General features: G+C 37.8%; 20 protein-coding genes and 1 tRNA gene. 5 read left to right on the top strand and 16 right to left on the bottom strand.

The genetic code is table 11. The features are described 5' to 3' along the window. Positions 1-63: 63 nt before the first annotated feature. Together rpoN and ABVM49_RS07780 are read left to right on the top strand one after the other, a co-directional pair. On the top strand, positions 64-1,509 hold the full coding sequence (gene rpoN, locus ABVM49_RS07785) for an RNA polymerase factor sigma-54 (protein ID WP_405201403.1): 1,446 nt from the start codon (positions 64-66) through the stop codon (positions 1,507-1,509). Next, positions 1,509-2,114 carry a hypothetical protein gene (locus ABVM49_RS07780; RefSeq protein ID WP_405201402.1) on the top strand — a complete coding sequence of 202 codons (606 nt, stop codon included), beginning with the start codon at positions 1,509-1,511 and terminating at the stop codon, positions 2,112-2,114. Before rpoN ends, ABVM49_RS07780 begins: the two co-directional genes overlap by 1 nt. A gap of 28 nt (positions 2,115-2,142) precedes the next feature. Here the strand turns inward: ABVM49_RS07780 and ABVM49_RS07775 are convergent, their stop codons facing one another. From ABVM49_RS07775 to ABVM49_RS07735, 9 genes are all read right to left on the bottom strand, one after another. Further along, positions 2,143-2,850, bottom strand: coding sequence for a porin family protein (locus ABVM49_RS07775; RefSeq protein WP_405201401.1), 708 nt, complete (start codon positions 2,848-2,850; stop codon positions 2,143-2,145). A gap of 94 nt (positions 2,851-2,944) precedes the next feature. Then, complete coding sequence (locus tag ABVM49_RS07770; protein ID WP_405201400.1) at positions 2,945-3,418, bottom strand: ExbD/TolR family protein; 474 nt, start codon at positions 3,416-3,418, stop codon at positions 2,945-2,947. Positions 3,419-3,442: 24 nt separating this feature from the next. Beyond that, complete coding sequence (locus tag ABVM49_RS07765; protein ID WP_375252079.1) at positions 3,443-4,057, bottom strand: ExbD/TolR family protein; 615 nt, start codon at positions 4,055-4,057, stop codon at positions 3,443-3,445. A 2-nt stretch (positions 4,058-4,059) separates the two neighbouring features. Beyond that, a complete protein-coding gene (locus tag ABVM49_RS07760) occupies positions 4,060-4,494 on the bottom strand; it encodes a hypothetical protein (protein ID WP_375252080.1) in 435 nt (144 codons plus the stop codon). A 31-nt stretch (positions 4,495-4,525) separates the two neighbouring features. After that, complete coding sequence (locus tag ABVM49_RS07755) at positions 4,526-5,320, bottom strand: MotA/TolQ/ExbB proton channel family protein (protein WP_405201399.1); 795 nt, start codon at positions 5,318-5,320, stop codon at positions 4,526-4,528. 699 nt (positions 5,321-6,019) lie between these two features. Then, positions 6,020-6,104: transfer RNA gene (locus tag ABVM49_RS07750), tRNA-Ser, on the bottom strand. A gap of 99 nt (positions 6,105-6,203) precedes the next feature. Beyond that, a complete protein-coding gene (locus tag ABVM49_RS07745) occupies positions 6,204-7,226 on the bottom strand; it encodes an asparaginase (protein ID WP_405201398.1) in 1,023 nt (340 codons plus the stop codon). Then, a complete protein-coding gene (locus ABVM49_RS07740; RefSeq protein ID WP_405201397.1) occupies positions 7,223-8,344 on the bottom strand; it encodes a 1-acyl-sn-glycerol-3-phosphate acyltransferase in 1,122 nt (373 codons plus the stop codon). Before ABVM49_RS07740 ends, ABVM49_RS07745 begins: the two co-directional genes overlap by 4 nt. A gap of 70 nt (positions 8,345-8,414) precedes the next feature. Then, complete coding sequence (locus tag ABVM49_RS07735) at positions 8,415-9,191, bottom strand: TatD family hydrolase (RefSeq protein WP_405203664.1); 777 nt, start codon at positions 9,189-9,191, stop codon at positions 8,415-8,417. Between the two features lie 124 nt (positions 9,192-9,315). Here ABVM49_RS07735 and ABVM49_RS07730 point away from each other — a divergent pair, with 124 nt between their 5' ends. Both ABVM49_RS07730 and ABVM49_RS07725 read left to right on the top strand, forming a co-directional pair. Next, positions 9,316-9,753, top strand: coding sequence for a retropepsin-like aspartic protease (locus tag ABVM49_RS07730; protein ID WP_405201396.1), 438 nt, complete (start codon positions 9,316-9,318; stop codon positions 9,751-9,753). A 154-nt stretch (positions 9,754-9,907) separates the two neighbouring features. Next, positions 9,908-11,428, top strand: coding sequence for a GH3 auxin-responsive promoter family protein (locus ABVM49_RS07725; RefSeq protein ID WP_405201395.1), 1,521 nt, complete (start codon positions 9,908-9,910; stop codon positions 11,426-11,428). Positions 11,429-11,442: 14 nt separating this feature from the next. On the opposite strand, the gene ABVM49_RS07720 is transcribed toward ABVM49_RS07725, so the two are convergent. Next, the gene (locus ABVM49_RS07720) at positions 11,443-12,072 is read right to left on the bottom strand and encodes a hypothetical protein (RefSeq protein WP_405201394.1); all 630 of its coding nucleotides are present in this window, start codon (positions 12,070-12,072) and stop codon (positions 11,443-11,445) included. A 60-nt stretch (positions 12,073-12,132) separates the two neighbouring features. Here ABVM49_RS07720 and ABVM49_RS07715 point away from each other — a divergent pair, with 60 nt between their 5' ends. After that, the gene (locus ABVM49_RS07715) at positions 12,133-12,837 is read left to right on the top strand and encodes a DUF6503 family protein (protein ID WP_405201393.1); all 705 of its coding nucleotides are present in this window, start codon (positions 12,133-12,135) and stop codon (positions 12,835-12,837) included. A 1-nt stretch (position 12,838) separates the two neighbouring features. On the opposite strand, the gene ABVM49_RS07710 is transcribed toward ABVM49_RS07715, so the two are convergent. The 6 genes from ABVM49_RS07710 to era all read right to left on the bottom strand — a co-directional run bounded on the left by ABVM49_RS07710 (position 12,839) and on the right by era (position 16,745). After that, complete coding sequence (locus ABVM49_RS07710) at positions 12,839-13,390, bottom strand: hypothetical protein (protein ID WP_405201392.1); 552 nt, start codon at positions 13,388-13,390, stop codon at positions 12,839-12,841. 133 nt (positions 13,391-13,523) lie between these two features. After that, positions 13,524-13,784 carry a 50S ribosomal protein L27 gene (gene rpmA, locus ABVM49_RS07705; protein ID WP_021778263.1) on the bottom strand — a complete coding sequence of 87 codons (261 nt, stop codon included), beginning with the start codon at positions 13,782-13,784 and terminating at the stop codon, positions 13,524-13,526. A 40-nt stretch (positions 13,785-13,824) separates the two neighbouring features. Next, positions 13,825-14,499, bottom strand: a complete 675-nt coding sequence (gene rplU / locus ABVM49_RS07700) for a 50S ribosomal protein L21 (protein ID WP_405201391.1) — start codon at positions 14,497-14,499, stop codon at positions 13,825-13,827. A gap of 180 nt (positions 14,500-14,679) precedes the next feature. After that, positions 14,680-15,165: a DUF4199 domain-containing protein gene (locus tag ABVM49_RS07695; protein WP_405201390.1), complete on the bottom strand. Its 486-nt coding sequence runs from the start codon at positions 15,163-15,165 to the stop codon at positions 14,680-14,682. An 84-nt stretch (positions 15,166-15,249) separates the two neighbouring features. After that, positions 15,250-15,789 carry an RNA methyltransferase gene (locus ABVM49_RS07690; RefSeq protein ID WP_405201389.1) on the bottom strand — a complete coding sequence of 180 codons (540 nt, stop codon included), beginning with the start codon at positions 15,787-15,789 and terminating at the stop codon, positions 15,250-15,252. 71 nt (positions 15,790-15,860) lie between these two features. Next, complete coding sequence (era, locus tag ABVM49_RS07685) at positions 15,861-16,745, bottom strand: GTPase Era (protein WP_035325386.1); 885 nt, start codon at positions 16,743-16,745, stop codon at positions 15,861-15,863. Positions 16,746-16,842 lie beyond the last annotated feature (97 nt).

Genomic DNA, 16,842 nt, shown 5'->3' with positions numbered 1-16,842 from the left:
ACGTATCTTGCTTAACAAATATTTCGCAACTACATCTACTCCTTTTTTGTAACTTCGTTTCATATGTTAAAACAACAGCTCAATTTTAAACTTTCTCAAAAGCTATCTCCACAGCAAATACAGCTTATGAAGCTTATCCAGCTTCCTACGCAAGCGTTTGAGCAAAAGATAAAGCAAGAGCTAGAAGAAAACCCTGCCCTAGATAGCGGTAAAGAAGAGGTTCAAGATGACTTTGAAGAGTTTGACAACACAGATGATTTTGACGAAGCACCAGAGGTAGAAATTAATGTAGATGACTATCTCAGTGATGATGAGATACCAGAGTATCGCCTAAGCGCAAATAATTACAGTGCAGATGACGAGGATAAACAAGTACCCTATGCCTCAGGAACATCTTTTAACCAATACCTAAAAACCCAACTCAACACGATGCGTATCTCACCAGAGGAGCGTAGCGTTGCAGAGTTTATTATAGGCTCACTAGATGAAGCTGGATATTTAAGGCGTCCCATATTAGATCTGATGGATGACCTAGCATTTACCCAAAACATCTACACCACAGAAGAGACTATAGAGAAAATGCTTTTTAAAGTACAAGATCTTGATCCTGCGGGCGTAGGAGCGCGCAATCTTCAAGAGTGCCTTGTACTACAACTAGACAGAAAAACTCCTACAAAGTCTATCTCACTGGCTATAGAAATACTTGAGAAGTCTTTTGACCATTTTAGCAAGAAGCATTACAAAAAGTTAATGGCTAAGTTCCATATCACAGAAGAAGAACTTAAAGACGCCATACACGAGATAGAACACCTTAACCCGAGACCAGGCGGATCTTACTCGAGCAATACAAAAATAGTAGAGCACGTAGTACCAGATTTTACCATAAGAATTGTAGACGGAGAACTTGAACTATCACTTAATGGCCGCAATGCTCCAGAGCTTAAAATCTCTAGAAATTATAGTAATATGCTTAAAGGGTATAAAGAGTCTAAAGAGCGCACAAAAGCACAAAAAGATGCTGTGCTTTTTATAAAACAAAAACTTGATGCCGCAAAGTGGTTTATAGAAGCCATTATACAACGCCAGCAGACCTTATTTGTCACGATGAGCTCTATAATGAACTACCAGAAAAAATACTTTTTGACTGGTGATGAGCGCAATCTACGCCCTATGATTCTTAAAGATATAGCTACAGAAATAGGTATGGATGTCTCTACAGTATCACGTGTAGCAAACAGTAAGTATGTAGACACACCTTACGGAACTAAACTCATTAAAAACTTCTTTTCTGAAAGTATGACTAATGATCAAGGTGAAGAAGTATCTACACGTGAGATTAAAAAAATACTTGAAACGGTTATCGAAGAGGAAGATAAGCGCAAGCCACTCACAGATGACAAGCTTGCCGGCATTCTTAAAGAAAAAGGATATCCTATAGCCCGCAGAACGGTTGCCAAATATAGAGAACAGCTAGAACTGCCAGTAGCACGACTTCGAAAGCAAATTTAATGAAGTTTTTCATACGTAGCTTTTCGTATATTTTTCACCCACTTTTTATGCCATTAGTAGGTGTGTTACTTTACTTCTATATTTCACCTAGATATTTCAATCCTGAATTTTTATACTCAAAAGTTTTTGCCACAGTCATTATGACTACTGTCATTCCTATTTTGAGTTATTTTATGCTTAAAAATCTGCAACTGGTAACAAGCATACATCTCTCTAATGTAAAAGAACGCAGGTGGCCTCTTTTATTACAAATGCTCTTTACATTTATTCTTATTAGGCTCATTTTTGATGGATATGAGATTCCCGAACTATATTTCTTTTTTGTAGGGATACTTGCGGCTAGCACCGGTGCATTTTTAATAGCGCTCTTCAAATTTAAAGCGAGTTTACATATGATCGCTCTCTCTGGTGTGCTATTCTTTATAATAGGTCTTAGTTTACACTTTGGCAAAAATCTATTACCACTCATAGCAGCATTTATTTTTGCGTGTGGAGCCACGGCAACATCTAGATTAGATATGCGCGCACATACCCCAGCAGAGCTTGTAGTAGGGTTTATTGTAGGTGCAGTATCACAATTTATGGTCTATAGTTACTGGATATAGAAAATGACGCTTTCGCGAAAGCGTAACATTATAAAAAGTAAAAAACTAACCCTAGACGGATCACTTGAATGCCTACCTCTTCTGTATTGAGTAATGCATTATCATTAAAAAGGGTATTTAAACCGTAATATCCTTGAAAATTAAACGCACCATACCCAAAAGAAAAAGAGGGGCCATATTGAAACTTATTTATTTCTGGTATATCTGTGCTTGTAATATCTAATACATCGTCTTGATAGGTTGTGTTAAATCTAACTATATACCCGAGTTTCATACCTACGTGTATACGCCAAAAGCTATATTTTGTAGCCGTAGATGTTCTCCACCTATACTCAATAGGCATTTCTAATGTGTAGCTAGTAAACCTATTTGTAACATTCTCTACACTCTCATCTACTATTTCAAAAGTTGAAGTAGTGCCTTCTTGATCAGAAATAAATAGGTTTTGATTATAGGTATCTAATGCCATCCCGAAACCGATACCTATCGCTTTATTACGCCTTTTATTAATAGGAAAATCCCTAATAAATCCACCTTGTATACCAGCGCTGAGACCATTTTGCTCAAAACTAGAAGGCTTATTACTTAATAAGTTAAAAGTTATACCTATGTACACTTGATCTTCTCTATATAAAGAATCTACGACCGGGGTATCTAGCATATCAACATCTTGTGCAAGTGTCGCAATGGTACTTAAACCTATAAAGATGTAAAGAAGAAATTTCAAGAGAATCATTTGTTGCAAATATAACAGAATTGCCGCTGGCAATATTGCATAAAAAAACACCTTAAGTTACCTCAAGGTGTTTTTTTACTAATTTAACTATCGACTACTGACTTACAGCGTCTTCAGTTTGAGTAGTGATGTAAATCACTTTTAACATATTAGCTTGTCTTAATTCTTGCTTTACGTCATACACAAGACCAGAGTTAGTTTCCTTATCTACTTTAAAGGCTACCATTACTCTATCTTTAAGCTCATCTCTAAGCTTCTCACGTTCTTCAAGAATAGCAGGCTGTACTTCGTTTATATTTACGAATTTGTCTCCTATTTGAATTTTACCTTCTGTACCGAACTGCTTATAACCCTCTCCAGGTTTCCCTCCAAAGATGTATACACTTCTGTCCTTCTGTAGCTTCTCAGTTTGATCTGCTGCTGGTAAAATCTGCGCCACTTTTACGTCATTTTTACGTAAAACTGTTGCCACCATAAAGAAGAATAATAACATAAATACGATATCTGGTAGGGAAGCCGTGTTTACCGCCGGCACTTCTTTGGCTCCACCTTTTCTAAATTTTGACATAATACTTTTATTTTATGATTCTACTTATGATTGAGGATCTATCTCAGAAAGTTTCTGAGGGTACATTTTCTTGATAACATCAAGTTTTTCTTTTGCACTCTCTTCGTTTCCTTTATAAACTCCTTCGTCTATAGCTTTCTTTACTTCTGTAAACTTCCAGCCATATAGACGTTGTGACTCTCTATCACGTAAGAAATTGTATGCTCCTACAAGCTCGTTTTGCACTGTAATATATGTCTCGTAAGAAGTCTCACGATCATTTTTTACAGTTACAATAGCCTTGTCTGGAAAGTCTGACGAACTAGGGTCACGCTCTCCTTGACAGTAATCACAATACCCTTCTTGCCCCTTTGGCACTCCTCCATTATCTAAGAAGGCGATAGCTGCCTCTTGAAGATCTTTCATCTCCATAGGCTTATCTTCTACCAAGAGTTCATCGTTTTTATTTACGATAACTACAAAAAGGTTTTTTTCTTTAATGATAGGAGGCTCCACATTTTCAGGCTGCTCTGGCGGTAGCGCTCTTACTAGACCTCTATCTTTCTCAATGGTAGTTGTTACCAAGAAGAAGATAAGTAGTAAGAATGCGATGTCTGCCATAGACCCTGCATTAATTTCTGGTGCATTTCTCCTAGCCATAATTATTTATTTACAAGTTTCTTAGCTCCTGACACTAGCATAAGTATAATTGCAATTGCTGCAAGAATAAAGAATGCATTGATACCAGCACTTACCCACTGTGAACCACTAGCAGAAAGAACTTCTCCGTCTTTCATTGGCACTTCTTCTGCTCCGCTTGCAGCGAAATAAGAAATTGCAACAATAAGTAAGAAAGCTCCTGCTCCTACAAGTGTATTTTTTGCATTACCCGAGAATAGACCTTTGAGAACAAAGATTACTACGAGTACTAAAGCGATACCAATTACCACCCACGCAAGGAGGATCATAATATCAACAAGGTTCTGTGAATCACCACCTACGATGGCATCATTGTTTGCCCATACCATACCTGCAACAACTAATGCTGCAATACCTACGATAGCTACAATGAATTTTAAAATTTTATGTAATCCCATAATATGTATGAATTTTTAAGATTACTATATATTACTTCTTGTAACGTACAAGCATATCCATCAATGTGATAGATGCATCTTCCATATCGTTTACGATACTGTCAATTTTTGCAATAATATAGTTATAGAATATTTGAAGAATAATAGCCACAATCAGTCCAAATACTGTTGTAAGAAGTGCTACTTTAATACCTCCGGCAACAAGTGCAGGGTTCATATCTCCAGCTGCTTCAATTTTATCAAAGGCTTGAATCATCCCGATTACCGTACCCATAAACCCAAGCATAGGTGCAAGAGCGATAAATAATGATACCCAAGATACGTTTTTCTCAAGTTGTCCCATTTGAACACCTCCGTAAGCTACTACAGCTTTTTCTGCAGAGTCAAGACCTTCGTCTACTCTATCAAGACCTTGGTAGTATATAGATGCTACTGGCCCTTTTGTGTTACGACATACCTCTTTTGCTGCTTCTATTCCACCACTGTTAAGTGCATCTTCTACTTCTTGCTGAAGTTTCTTTGTGTTAGTAGAGGCTAAGTTTAAATATATAATACGCTCAATTGCAATTGCAAGACCTAATATTAAACATAAAAGTACAATTCCCATAAATCCAGGGCCTCCTTCTATAAATCGTTTTTTCAAATCTTGTGTAAAAGAAAGTTCCTCTGCTGCTGTGTCATCTTGAAAAGAAGAACCAGCATCTACATTTGCAACTATTTGTTGAATCTGTACTGGAAGTGTTGTTTGTGCGTTGCTTGCGTTAGCGGTAAATGTGCTTAACACTACTACAGCGGCAACTGCCATGATAGAGAATAATTTTTTCATTGCTCTTGATCTTAAAGTTTAAATTAGTAAAGGGTTAAATATAGTAATTAATTAGATTATGTGTAACAAATATAAAAAAGCATCGTCTTATTTTATTTACAATTAATTTAGTATGTAATTACTAAATCATACAGTGAATGTGTAAAACAGATACCAAATATTTACTTCACAAAGTTTAGTACAAGTAATAACCCAAGTATATTACTCGTAGAATCAGCAAGTATAGCAAAGTAAAAGGGGAATATTAGCATAGCAAGCTATTTTTTTACTAGAAGCAATCAACATTTTAACAAACGCCAGTTGTATTGCTTTATTAATTAACAGTTTAGTAATATGTTAATGGTGATAACTAATCAACCTAACTCCTACACCACTCCAAAACAAAGAAACCCTGTTAGACAATTCTGTTAAAATATTATAGAGCTAAGGTTCAACACCAAAGACTTCAACCGGGGGTATTTTAAATGTTATAATACAATTACAACATTGCTACATATTAAGGTAATGCAATTGCACTATGATCGTTAGACAGCCCACCTCTAACAAAGTAATTTAAAACTTAGGAAAATGTAAGTGCCTTTAACGACGAATTTGGTTAAGCTAGCCTGTTTTGAGTTGCAAGTTAAATTTTTTTTATGCCCCTTTTTATGCCCCTCAAATCAAGAACCCCTATAACCAATGGGGTTCAAGAGGTTATCGCAGAAAGGAAGGGATTCGAACCCTCGATACGTTTCCGTATACACGCTTTCCAAGCGTGCGCCTTAAGCCACTCGGCCACCTTTCTATTATTAATTTTCGCGAAAGCGTACTAAAAACAATCGCTATATATTAAGGAGTGCGAATTAACAAAAAAACCTCGGGGCACTCAAGGTTTAACTCATAATTATGACATCTCCCCACGCAGTGATGTTTCAAAAACTGTTTTGAAAACTTTTGGCCCTAAATTTTGTCCTAAGAGGTACATCATTTTTGCTATTGCGGCTTCAGAGGTGATATCGCCTCCATTAATAACTCCCATTTTTTTAAGGGCGACGCTGGTTTCATAATTACCCATATGAACACTGCCTGAGATACATTGTGTCACATTTACTAAAGGCACCCCCCTCTTTATAGTTGCCTTAAGTGCATCTATAAACCACTGCTCTGTGGTAGTATTACCGGCTCCAAAAGTTTCTAACACCACACCTCGCACGCAAGGCACATTAAGCATTGCTTCTACAAGGCACTGCGAGATACCTGGATATATCTTAAGCAGCAAGACTTCTGTAACTAGTTTTTTATGAACCTTGAGTTGCTTTTTATTAGGTTTCCAGAGAGCGTCTTCATTAATTGTGAGATGCACACCTGAGGTTAAAAGCTCCGGATGGTTAGGCGAAGTGAAGGCCTCAAAATTTTCTGCACTTATTTTTGATGTACGGTTTGCCCTGTAAAGCTTATACTCAAAATACAAACATACTTCGGTTATGAGTGGCCTATTCCTTTTTCTTAAGGCAGCTACCTGTACGGCTGTTATAAGATTCTCTTTTGCATCTGTGCGTAAGTCACCTATAGGCAACTGCGAACCTGTAAATACAACGGGTTTACTTAAATTCTCTAGCATAAAACTCACTGCAGACGCGCTATAACTCATCGTGTCACTCCCGTGCAAGACTACAAAGCCATCATATGCATCATAACCTTGCTCTATAAAATCACATAATTGATTCCAGTATGCAGGATTCATATTAGACGAGTCTATTACGGTCTCAAAAGAGGCGGTGCTTATCTCACAATCCAGTAACCGTAGCTCTGGTATTTTATCTAGTAGCTCATCAAAATCAAAGGCTTTGAGCGCTCCCGTCTCATAGTCTTTAATCATACCTATGGTACCACCAGTGTATATTAAAAGGATTTTTGCTTTACTCATAACTTTTCGGCTTGCAATACGGGGTTTGCGTACATTAATAAGAAGCTGTCTACTTCCATTTGCTTAGACAAATCAACACGTACTTCTAGCCTACGCTCGAAATGACGCAGTTCCTTAGTATCATATTTGTCCTTATACTTATCTATTTTATGATAAAGATCATAAGCGATGTAGTTTGTAGGCCAGAGCTTATAATTCTTCCAGATTACTTTATCTAACTCACTAGCTAAGGCTTGTAACTTCTCATTGTCACTATCATATTTGTCTTCAATATCATCATATACCTTTTCTGGCAACGGTGATGCGGCTATGTGAATGTTACGTTTATTGCCTAGCGCTCCTTTAAGTATGCTATTAAAATCTTCATTTGCGGTTTTTATGTAAGGTAGGTTCTCTCTTTTGGCAACAATTTCTGGCACTTTTAATATATCTGTAGGATCATACTCATAAGATATTGCCACACCTATGACGCTCAACTCTCGCAGGTAAGTCATAAGCGGTGTCTTACCACGAGCCATCGTAATCATTTTAAGAACACCCTGCTGCGTTTTATCAAGACCATCTTTTGTTCTTCCCTCTCGCTGTGCTACCCATACAGATCTATTAGACTGTAGTAAAAATTTAATATAATTAGAAAGCAGCTTAGAACTCATAAGCAACTCCCTAGGCGACTGATCTCTTAAGACTAAAAAGTTTCTATTAAGTTTAGACAACTCCATTAAGAAATCTTTTTGCACCAGATTATCACCTATAGCAGAGGCTGTGGTGATAAGTTTATGATCTATAAGCGTCATATTGAGTAATGACGTATCTAAGACAATATCACGATGATTTGATAAATAGAGGTAAGATTGCTTTCGCGAAAGCGCACTAAAACCACTTTGACTAAACCCTTCTGAGCTTTTGTCAAGTAGGTTACTCACAGACTTATAAATCACCTTCTCTTGAAAATCTGCAATAGAGTGACACGTTTTAAGCACTTCTAGAATTTGCTCTTGCGAGAAATCTGGAAATGTAAATTGTAATAACACTCTAAACATAGGGTGTCTGGCTGCTCTTAAAAGTGCCTCATTAACCTCCTGGTCGTGGTATGGGCGTATGTGATCGTATCTGTTCAATTTAGTTTGGATTGGTCCCCACAAAAGAACAAAATATTTTATGCCTGAGTTACCTATTTACAATAAGATACTATGCGTGCTTTGTAAAAAAAATGTTATCTGCATTTTTACTGGTAATAGCAGCAATCTCGTCTAGCGGTTTTTGATAAATAGTCGCTAGCTTTTCTGCCACGAGCACTAAGTAGCTACTCTCATTTCTCTTACCGCGATATGGTACGGGACTTAAGTAAGGAGCGTCTGTCTCTAGCACTATATGCTCCAGCGGTATTTCTGCAAGAAACTGATCTATCTTACCATTTTTAAAGGTCGCTACACCTCCTATACCCAACTTCATATTGTAGCTTATCGCTTTTTCGGCTTGTTCTTTTGTGCCCGTAAAACAATGAAAAATCCCAAAAAGATCATCACCCTTCTCACATTCCAATATTTCAAAAACCTCGTCAAAAGCCTCACGACAGTGTATCACTATGGGTTTTTTATATTTTTTTGCTAGTTGGATCTGTCTAGTAAATGCATCTTGTTGTATCGCTAGAGTAGACTTATCCCAGTACAAATCAATCCCTATCTCCCCTACCGCATAAAAGTCACGTGTTGCAAACTGCGCTTCTATGTGAGCAAGTTCTTCTTCATAGTTTTCTTTTACGTGAGTGGGATGTAATCCCATCATAAGGTACACGGCATCTGGATGTGCCTTTTCTAGCGCATACATACGCTCTGTATATGCCGAGTCTATTGCTGGTATAAAAAAACGAGTCACGCCAGCATCTATGGCGCGCTGTATCATCTCTGCTTGATCTTCGTCAAAAGACTCACTGTATAAATGGGTATGTGTATCTGTAAAAGTCATAGATGACAAAAGTACTTTGCCACGAGAAGGAAGTAAAATGATTTTGCCTCTTTTTTCAAAAATCATTTAGTTGCCACGCGGTGTACAAACGATTGTATTATTTTTGATAGAAATCACATACCATATGCCCTCACTACGCCAGTTTTTATTATCAAAAGGTTATTGCCGCTCACGGCTGTTTCCTACCGTAACAAATCACCTCGAGATGAAGGCAAAAATTAATGGTGTAGAAGGGTCTTTTATACTAGATACTGGCGCCTCTAGTTCTTGTATAGATTTTAGCCACGCAGATCTTTTTGGCTTATTACAAGAAGATAGTGAGGTACTAGCTGCAGGCGCGGGAGCAACAGGTATGGAGACCAAACTCTCTCGCAATAATTTCTTAAAAATCCAAAAGTGGCAGTATAAAAAACTTGATATCGTTCTCTTTGACATGTCACACGTAAATACCGCATTAATCGCTCACAATGCATCACCTGTACACGGTATTCTGGGTGCAGATGTTTTAAACGCAGGCAAAGGCATTATAGATTATCAATACAATTGTTTATACCTCAAATAGGAGATAAGTGTGAGATGGTTTTTTTACGCTTTCGCGAAAGCGTAATTATCTCCACAACAAAGCTCCTATATTTTTCATAATTGTTCCTTAAGATTGGGTTAAAGACAGTTAGTTAAGCGGGTTTATTTAACATATTTGTAAAAAACCAACTCATATGGCTATTCTAGGTTCTATCATAAAAGGTGCAATTGATCTTAAAGACACACTCACCACCAGCTCAAACCCAGTTGAAGAGCAAGAGAACGTGTTACGTACAATGCTCGACACAGCAAAGGATACATCCTTTGGCATCTATTACGGCTTTTCAAAAATTCTAGAAGAAGATAATGTGGGCGAGGCTTACAAAAAAGCAATACCCTACCACGACTATAATCAAATGAATGATATGTGGTGGAAACGCATCAAGGAAGGCCTAGAAAATATCACCTGGCCTGGTAAGCCCCATTATTTTGCATTATCAAGTGGGACTACAGGTAAAACTAGTAAACGCATACCTGTAACCGAAGATATGGTAGCAGCTATAAGAACGACTAGTATCGCACAAGTATCTGCGCTGGCACATTATGACTTACCTACAGACTTTTTTGACAAAGAGGTTATGGCACTAGGAAGCTCTACAGACCTCGCCGAAAATGACGAGTTTCTTGAGGGAGAAATAAGCGGTATCACAGCTAGCAATATCCCCTTCTGGTTTAAAGGTTTTTATAAACCTGGAGAAGAAATAGCAAAAATAGACAACTGGGATGAGCGTGTTAAAACCATCGCAGAAAATGCAAAGTCTTGGGATATAGGAGCCTTAAGCGGCATCCCATCTTGGATGGAGCTTATGCTCAAAGAAGTAATAGCCTACCATAATGTAGATAATATACACGACATCTGGCCTAACCTGCAGGTCTTTACTAGCGGAGGTGTAGCTTTTCAACCCTATGAAAAAAGTTTTAGACAGTTACTAGGTCGAGACATTACCATTATAGACACCTACCTAGCTTCAGAAGGTTTTATGGCGTACCAGAGCAGACCAGAAACCGAGTCTATGAAGCTCAGCACAGATGCCGGCGTCTATTTTGAATTTGTACCATTTAAACCTGAATATATTAATGAAGATGGCTCGCTCTCACAAGATGCACCTGCTCTTACACTTAACGAAGTAGAGACGGGAGTAGACTATGTACTTATCATAAGTACTGTCTCTGGTGCGTGGAGATATCTCATAGGCGACACCATAGCATTTACAGATGTGGAGAGAGCCGAAATTAAAATCACCGGACGAACGAAATTCTTTCTTAACGTTGTAGGCTCACAACTTTCTGTAAATAAAATGGAAGATGCTCTAAGAGATTTAGAAGAAAAGTTTGACATTAAAATACCGGAGTTTACACTGAGTGCAAAAAAAATAGATGGTGAGTTTTACCACTGCTGGTATTTAGGAACAACAGCCACCACTAGCGAGACAGATCTTGCTCAGGCTCTTGATGAATCTCTTAAAAATGCCAATAAAAACTATGGTGTAGCCAGAGGCAAATCCCTAAAAGGTGTAAAGGTGACTACTATAGACCCAAATGTCTTTCACGAGTGGAGTGGCGCAAATAAGAAAAAAGGTGGCCAGGTAAAGATGGAGAAAGTAATGGGAGAAGAAAAGTTTGCCCAGTTTGAAGCTTTTATAAATGAGCAATAAATCCCAATTATAACTTAATTGTTTTCAAGCAGGTGCATCACCTCCTCTGGCGACATATATAAACTACGCAAACGTTGCTTATACTTCTCAGAGATATGAGCGTGATCTAGTATAAAATTCTTTGTTTTTAAAATATATGACCCCATACCGTGGGTAATTGCATACACATCTGCGGTGCGCTCTACTTCTTTTATATGTGCACCAGAGTATAAATATTTAGCACCAAAAACCAGCATCCCAAAGGCAGAGCGCTCCCTATAATCCATCACGTGACCCAGCTCGTGACCTAGCCACCCTATTACGACATCGCTGGGCACTTCAGAAAAGTTAAGCTCTTCTTGATCTATTTGTATCTTTCTTGAGATTAAAATAATGTAAGATCTATTTTTTCTAGATTTAAAAAAGCTTGCCCACCTAGGCTGTGCCTGCATAGTAGACTTTCTTATATTGTTCTTAAATTGAAAAGTAATATCTGCATCCCACAATTCTGGATAGTGCTCTAAGGCAATAATTGCCTCATCATAAATTTCTTTTGGGATCTGCTTGTTTTCTAGATTGAGCATTCCATCTTCTAGCGCTACTTCTACTTTTTCTTCCATATATTTAAGATACAATTTATCACTTTGTACTGCTGTTAAGACCATACTAAAGTTAGTTATGGTTATCAAAAAGCAATGTGTATCTTCATAGCTCAATCTTTCACAATGAAAAACTATACGCTTATTGCTATTTTATTTTGTTGCGCTTTCGCGAAAGCGTACTCACAACAATTATCTGGACCAGAGCTCGTGGCAAAATCTATAGCCTACCACGACCCAAATAGCAACTGGGCGACCTTTTCTGGAGAGTTTACACTCGTACTTGATATGCCAGATAAACCAGATCGCAAAAGTGTAATTACACTAGATTTACCCAGAGAGTACTTTAATGTAACTACAACACAAGATGGCAAAACAAGTTTTAGAGAACTTCTAGGCACTGCTTGCAAATACACAAACGAAGCTGGAGAGGTCATAACAAGTACCACTGCAGATGAGGATTGTGAACGCACAGTAATGTTCAGAAATTATTACTCATACCTCTACGGTTTACCTATGAAGCTCACAGATAAGGGAACTATTATCGAGAAGGATGTTAAAAAGCACACCTTCAAAGGAAAAGAATATCTAGTAGCACGTGTGCGCTATGACAAAAATGTAGGCACAGATGTGTGGCAGTTTTATTTTGACCCAGAGACGTATGCAATGGAGGTATATCAATTTTTTAAAGGTGATGATGAGACTACTGGTGAGTACATACTCCTTACTGGTCTTGCCACTATAGGATGCATAAAAATGCCTAAAGACCGAGCTTGGTATTACAATAAAAATGATGGCTATCTAGGTACAGATAAAATCAAGGTAAACTAAGCTAGTTATGCTCCACTGTAAATGTAGCTTGCTTATAGTTACTCATACTATAGTACTCTTTATGTAGAGAAGCTGCAAATTGTTTTATGTCCTTATAATTTTTATAATCTGGATGCAAGGCGTCGTTAAAATCTTCATCTGTTATAAGTAATGCGATATACCAGGTATCACCATAATCCCTAAAAGGATCATCATTAAAGACGGGCGGTGCACCATTTTCTTCAAGCAACTTATTTGCTAGTGGTCTCAATAAATTGACCGTTTGCGTTTTCTTTCCCACTTCATAAAATGAGACATAGTAGGCTTTGTTACTTATAAGTACGCGCACATTATCTTCTACATAGTTATGATTGAGATCATATTTAGTATTTACATATGCATAAAACTCATTTACATCCTTAGGGTCTGTAAATAGATATGAATATCTATTGGGTAGTTTTCTATTAAACTTTTTTGCTTTTTTAACCTTACCCTCACTCAGGTTAGGCGCCACTGCTACAGGAAAGCAAGATTGCAATAAAAAGGCACAACAAAACGCTAGTAATATTCTCATAAGGAGTGTTTTGTGTCTTGCATCAAACAACATACCAAACACTTAAAAATAAATCAAGTATGTATAACCACAAAAACCCTTACCGCATTGCGGTAAGGGTTTTATATAATGAAATAGCAATTATCTTAGTTGCTTATGCCTCAAAAGGCACTACAGAAACGTAAGATTTATTGTCTCTTTTCTTTTGGAATTTTACAACACCATCCACTTTTGCGTGAAGTGTGTGATCTTTTCCTCCGTACACGTTTTCACCTGGGTGATGCGTGTTACCTCTTTGACGTACGATGATGTTCCCTGCGATTGCAGCCTGTCCTCCAAAAATCTTAACACCTAAGCGTTTCGATTCTGATTCACGACCGTTTTTAGAACTACCAACTCCTTTTTTGTGAGCCATCTTGTTTCGGTTTTATAAGTTATACTTGATGGTATTGCAATTATGCTTTACCACCGTCTAATTCGTCTTGCCATTTTTTAAGCTCATCCCACTTACCATCTGCAGCCATTTGTGCTTGTGCTGGCCAAGTGTCTGTTACGTGGTTTCCACGTACACCTGCGATGATTTCAGAAATCTTAGCAGCGTCAGTTTTTGCAAGTTTTGCAAATGTATCAATACCAGCTTCAACAAGAGTTGATGCGATTTTTGGTCCGATACCTTCCACTTTTTTAAGATCGTCAGCTTTGGCAGCTTTTTTAGGAGCAGCCTTTTTTGCTTCTGCCTTTGGTGCAGCTTCCATTGCAGGAGCAGCAGCTTTAGGTTCACCTTTTGCTTCTTTTTTTGGAGCAGCTTTCTTAGCTCCAGAAGTAGCGATACTTTCAATTACGATTTCAGTAAGTGACTGGCGGTGTCCGTTCTTAACACGGTATCCTTTACGTCTCTTCTTTTTGAAAACGATTACTTTGTCACCTTTAAGGTGTCTTAAGACTTTAGCTCCTACTAGAGCTCCGTCTATAGCTGGGGCGCCTAAAGTGATGTTAGATCCGTCTCCTACTAAAAGTACTTTGTCGAAATCGACTTTTTTTCCTTCTTCAGTAGATAGGCGGTTAACAAAGACTTTTTGGTCTTTTGCAACTTTAAATTGCTGCCCTGCTATCTCTACAATTGCGTACATAGCGATTAATTAAATATTGTTATTACACTAATAAAAGCCTAAACCTCTCAGTTTAAGCGGGTGCAAATATACTATTTATCTTGTGATTTACAATCGCTAATTGTGTTTTTTTTGCCTTTAATTAAAACTAAGAAAACCGCCAGATGGCGGTTTTCTTAGTTTCCTTTTTCTAAATGAAGACTATCTAATAACCGGTCCTCTCTCTCGTAATACCTTCTTTGTTCCCTCCGTATTCCAGCTAGGTTTAAAAAGCTGCATAAAACAAAGTGATAAACATATAGCGGTAGAAAACCCTCCTATTGCAACTGTAAATATTACAGAGCCTATACTTGTATTATACGTCTTCTCCCAAGGTCCTATAAGACCGTCTAGAAAATCTGGGTTTATATTACCTGCATATAGTGCAAAGAATGCCGTAAATAATATTGTAGCAATAAATCCAGATACCACTCCATTAGTAAGTCCGTCTGTGTAGCTAAAAGCAGATCCGTTTTTAATCTTTGTGTACTTAATCACCTCATAAATTCCAAAACCTACAATCACGCCATTAAAGAGCGAGAACATAACGTTAGTATGAAGGTCAAATAATGCGAGTACTAAAAAATATGCGATGAGCCCGCCTGCCATTGCGATGGCAAAACGTATGGGCATTGTGAATTTTGACATAATGTTTATCTTTTTTCTTTTAAAGATAAACAAAATATTGAGTAAAAATCATAAGTGACTGTTAAATAACGTTTTAACAACCCATTAAGAAACTCTTAACTTACTGAAGATGTCCCATATAACCACTCCCGCACTTACAGAAATATTAAGAGAATGCTTAGTACCCACCTGAGGAATCTCAAGTACCGTATCACTTAAAGATACAATCTCTTGCTGTACCCCTTTTACTTCATTACCAAAAACAACAGCATACTTCTCGCCTTTTACAGGAGTAAACTTATCTAGCATTACTGCATCTTCTGCTTGCTCTATAGCACAAAGCTTCACACCTTGTTCTTTTAATTTTTGAGAAAGCGCGATTGAGTCTTCTACATACTCCCAGGCTACAGCATCTGTTGCTCCAAGCGCTGTTTTTTGAATATCACGATGCGGCGGTGTAGCAGTGATACCACACAGATACACTTTTTCAACCAGGAAAGCATCTGCCGTACGAAAAACCGAGCCTACATTATTAAGACTACGTATGTTATCTAGCACGATAATAAGTGGCGTTTTTTCTGCCTCCTTAAAATCTGCAACCGTTTTTCTGTTGAGTTCGCTATTCTTAAGCTTTCTATTATTCACGATGATAAAATATCTAGTATGAAGATTGTGTAAAAGATGGTGATTTACGCTTTCGCGAAAGCGTACTTATATTACTTCTGGTTATACCCAAAACGCTTGAGCTGGCGCTCGCTGCTTCTCCAGTTCTTATTTACTTTTACATAAAGCTCAAGGTGCACCTGCTTACCAAAGAATTTTTCTAAATCCTTACGAGCCTCTACTCCCACTCGCTTAAGTGCAGTTCCTTTATGACCTATAATGATACCCTTCTGGCTATCACGCTCTACCATAATCACAGAGCGCATACGTATGATCTCATCTTCTTCAAAAAAGTCTTCTGTATCTATCTCTACAGCATAAGGAATTTCTTTCTTGTAGTGCATCAAGATTTTCTCACGTATGATCTCATTCACAAAAAAGCGCTCTGGCTTATCTGTAAGTTGGTCCTTTGGGTAAAATGCTGGAGACTCTGGTAGTAGCTCTATAATTCTATTAAACACTTGTGGCACACCAAAGTTTTCAAGTGCAGAGATGGCAAAGACCTCAGCATTTGGCACTTTTTCTGACCACAGTTTTAACGCCTCGCCTAGGACCTCTTCATTACCCTTGTCTATTTTATTAATGAGTAATAAAACGGGAATTTTTGCACCACGTATTTTATTAAAAAACGCTTCGTCTTTGAGCTCCTTTTCTCCTAGCTCAACTATGTAAAGTAGCACATCTGCATCTTCAAAGGCGCTTTTTACAAAGTCCATCATAGAGGCCTGTAGCTCGTATGCCGGCTTTATAATGCCTGGCGTGTCGCTCAAAATCATCTGGAAGTCTTCTCCGTTTACAATACCTAGTATACGGTGACGTGTAGTTTGTGCTTTTGAGGTAATAATACTTAGGCGCTCACCCACAAAGGCATTCATAAGCGTACTTTTACCCACATTTGGGTTTCCTATAATATTTACAAATCCGGCTTTGTGCGACATAGTGTTTATTTTAGGCAAAGATACTTTAAATAGTACGTTTGCCTTTATGGATATAAAGAGTTATTAATTGAGTAAATGATATGTGGTTATGGGAGGA

Source organism: Dokdonia sp. LLG6352-1 (genome assembly GCF_045055815.1).
Lineage (GTDB): Bacteria > Bacteroidota > Bacteroidia > Flavobacteriales > Flavobacteriaceae > Dokdonia > Dokdonia donghaensis.
Note: the sequence above shows the minus strand (reverse complement) of the source record. Positions and strands in the feature narration are given on the sequence as shown.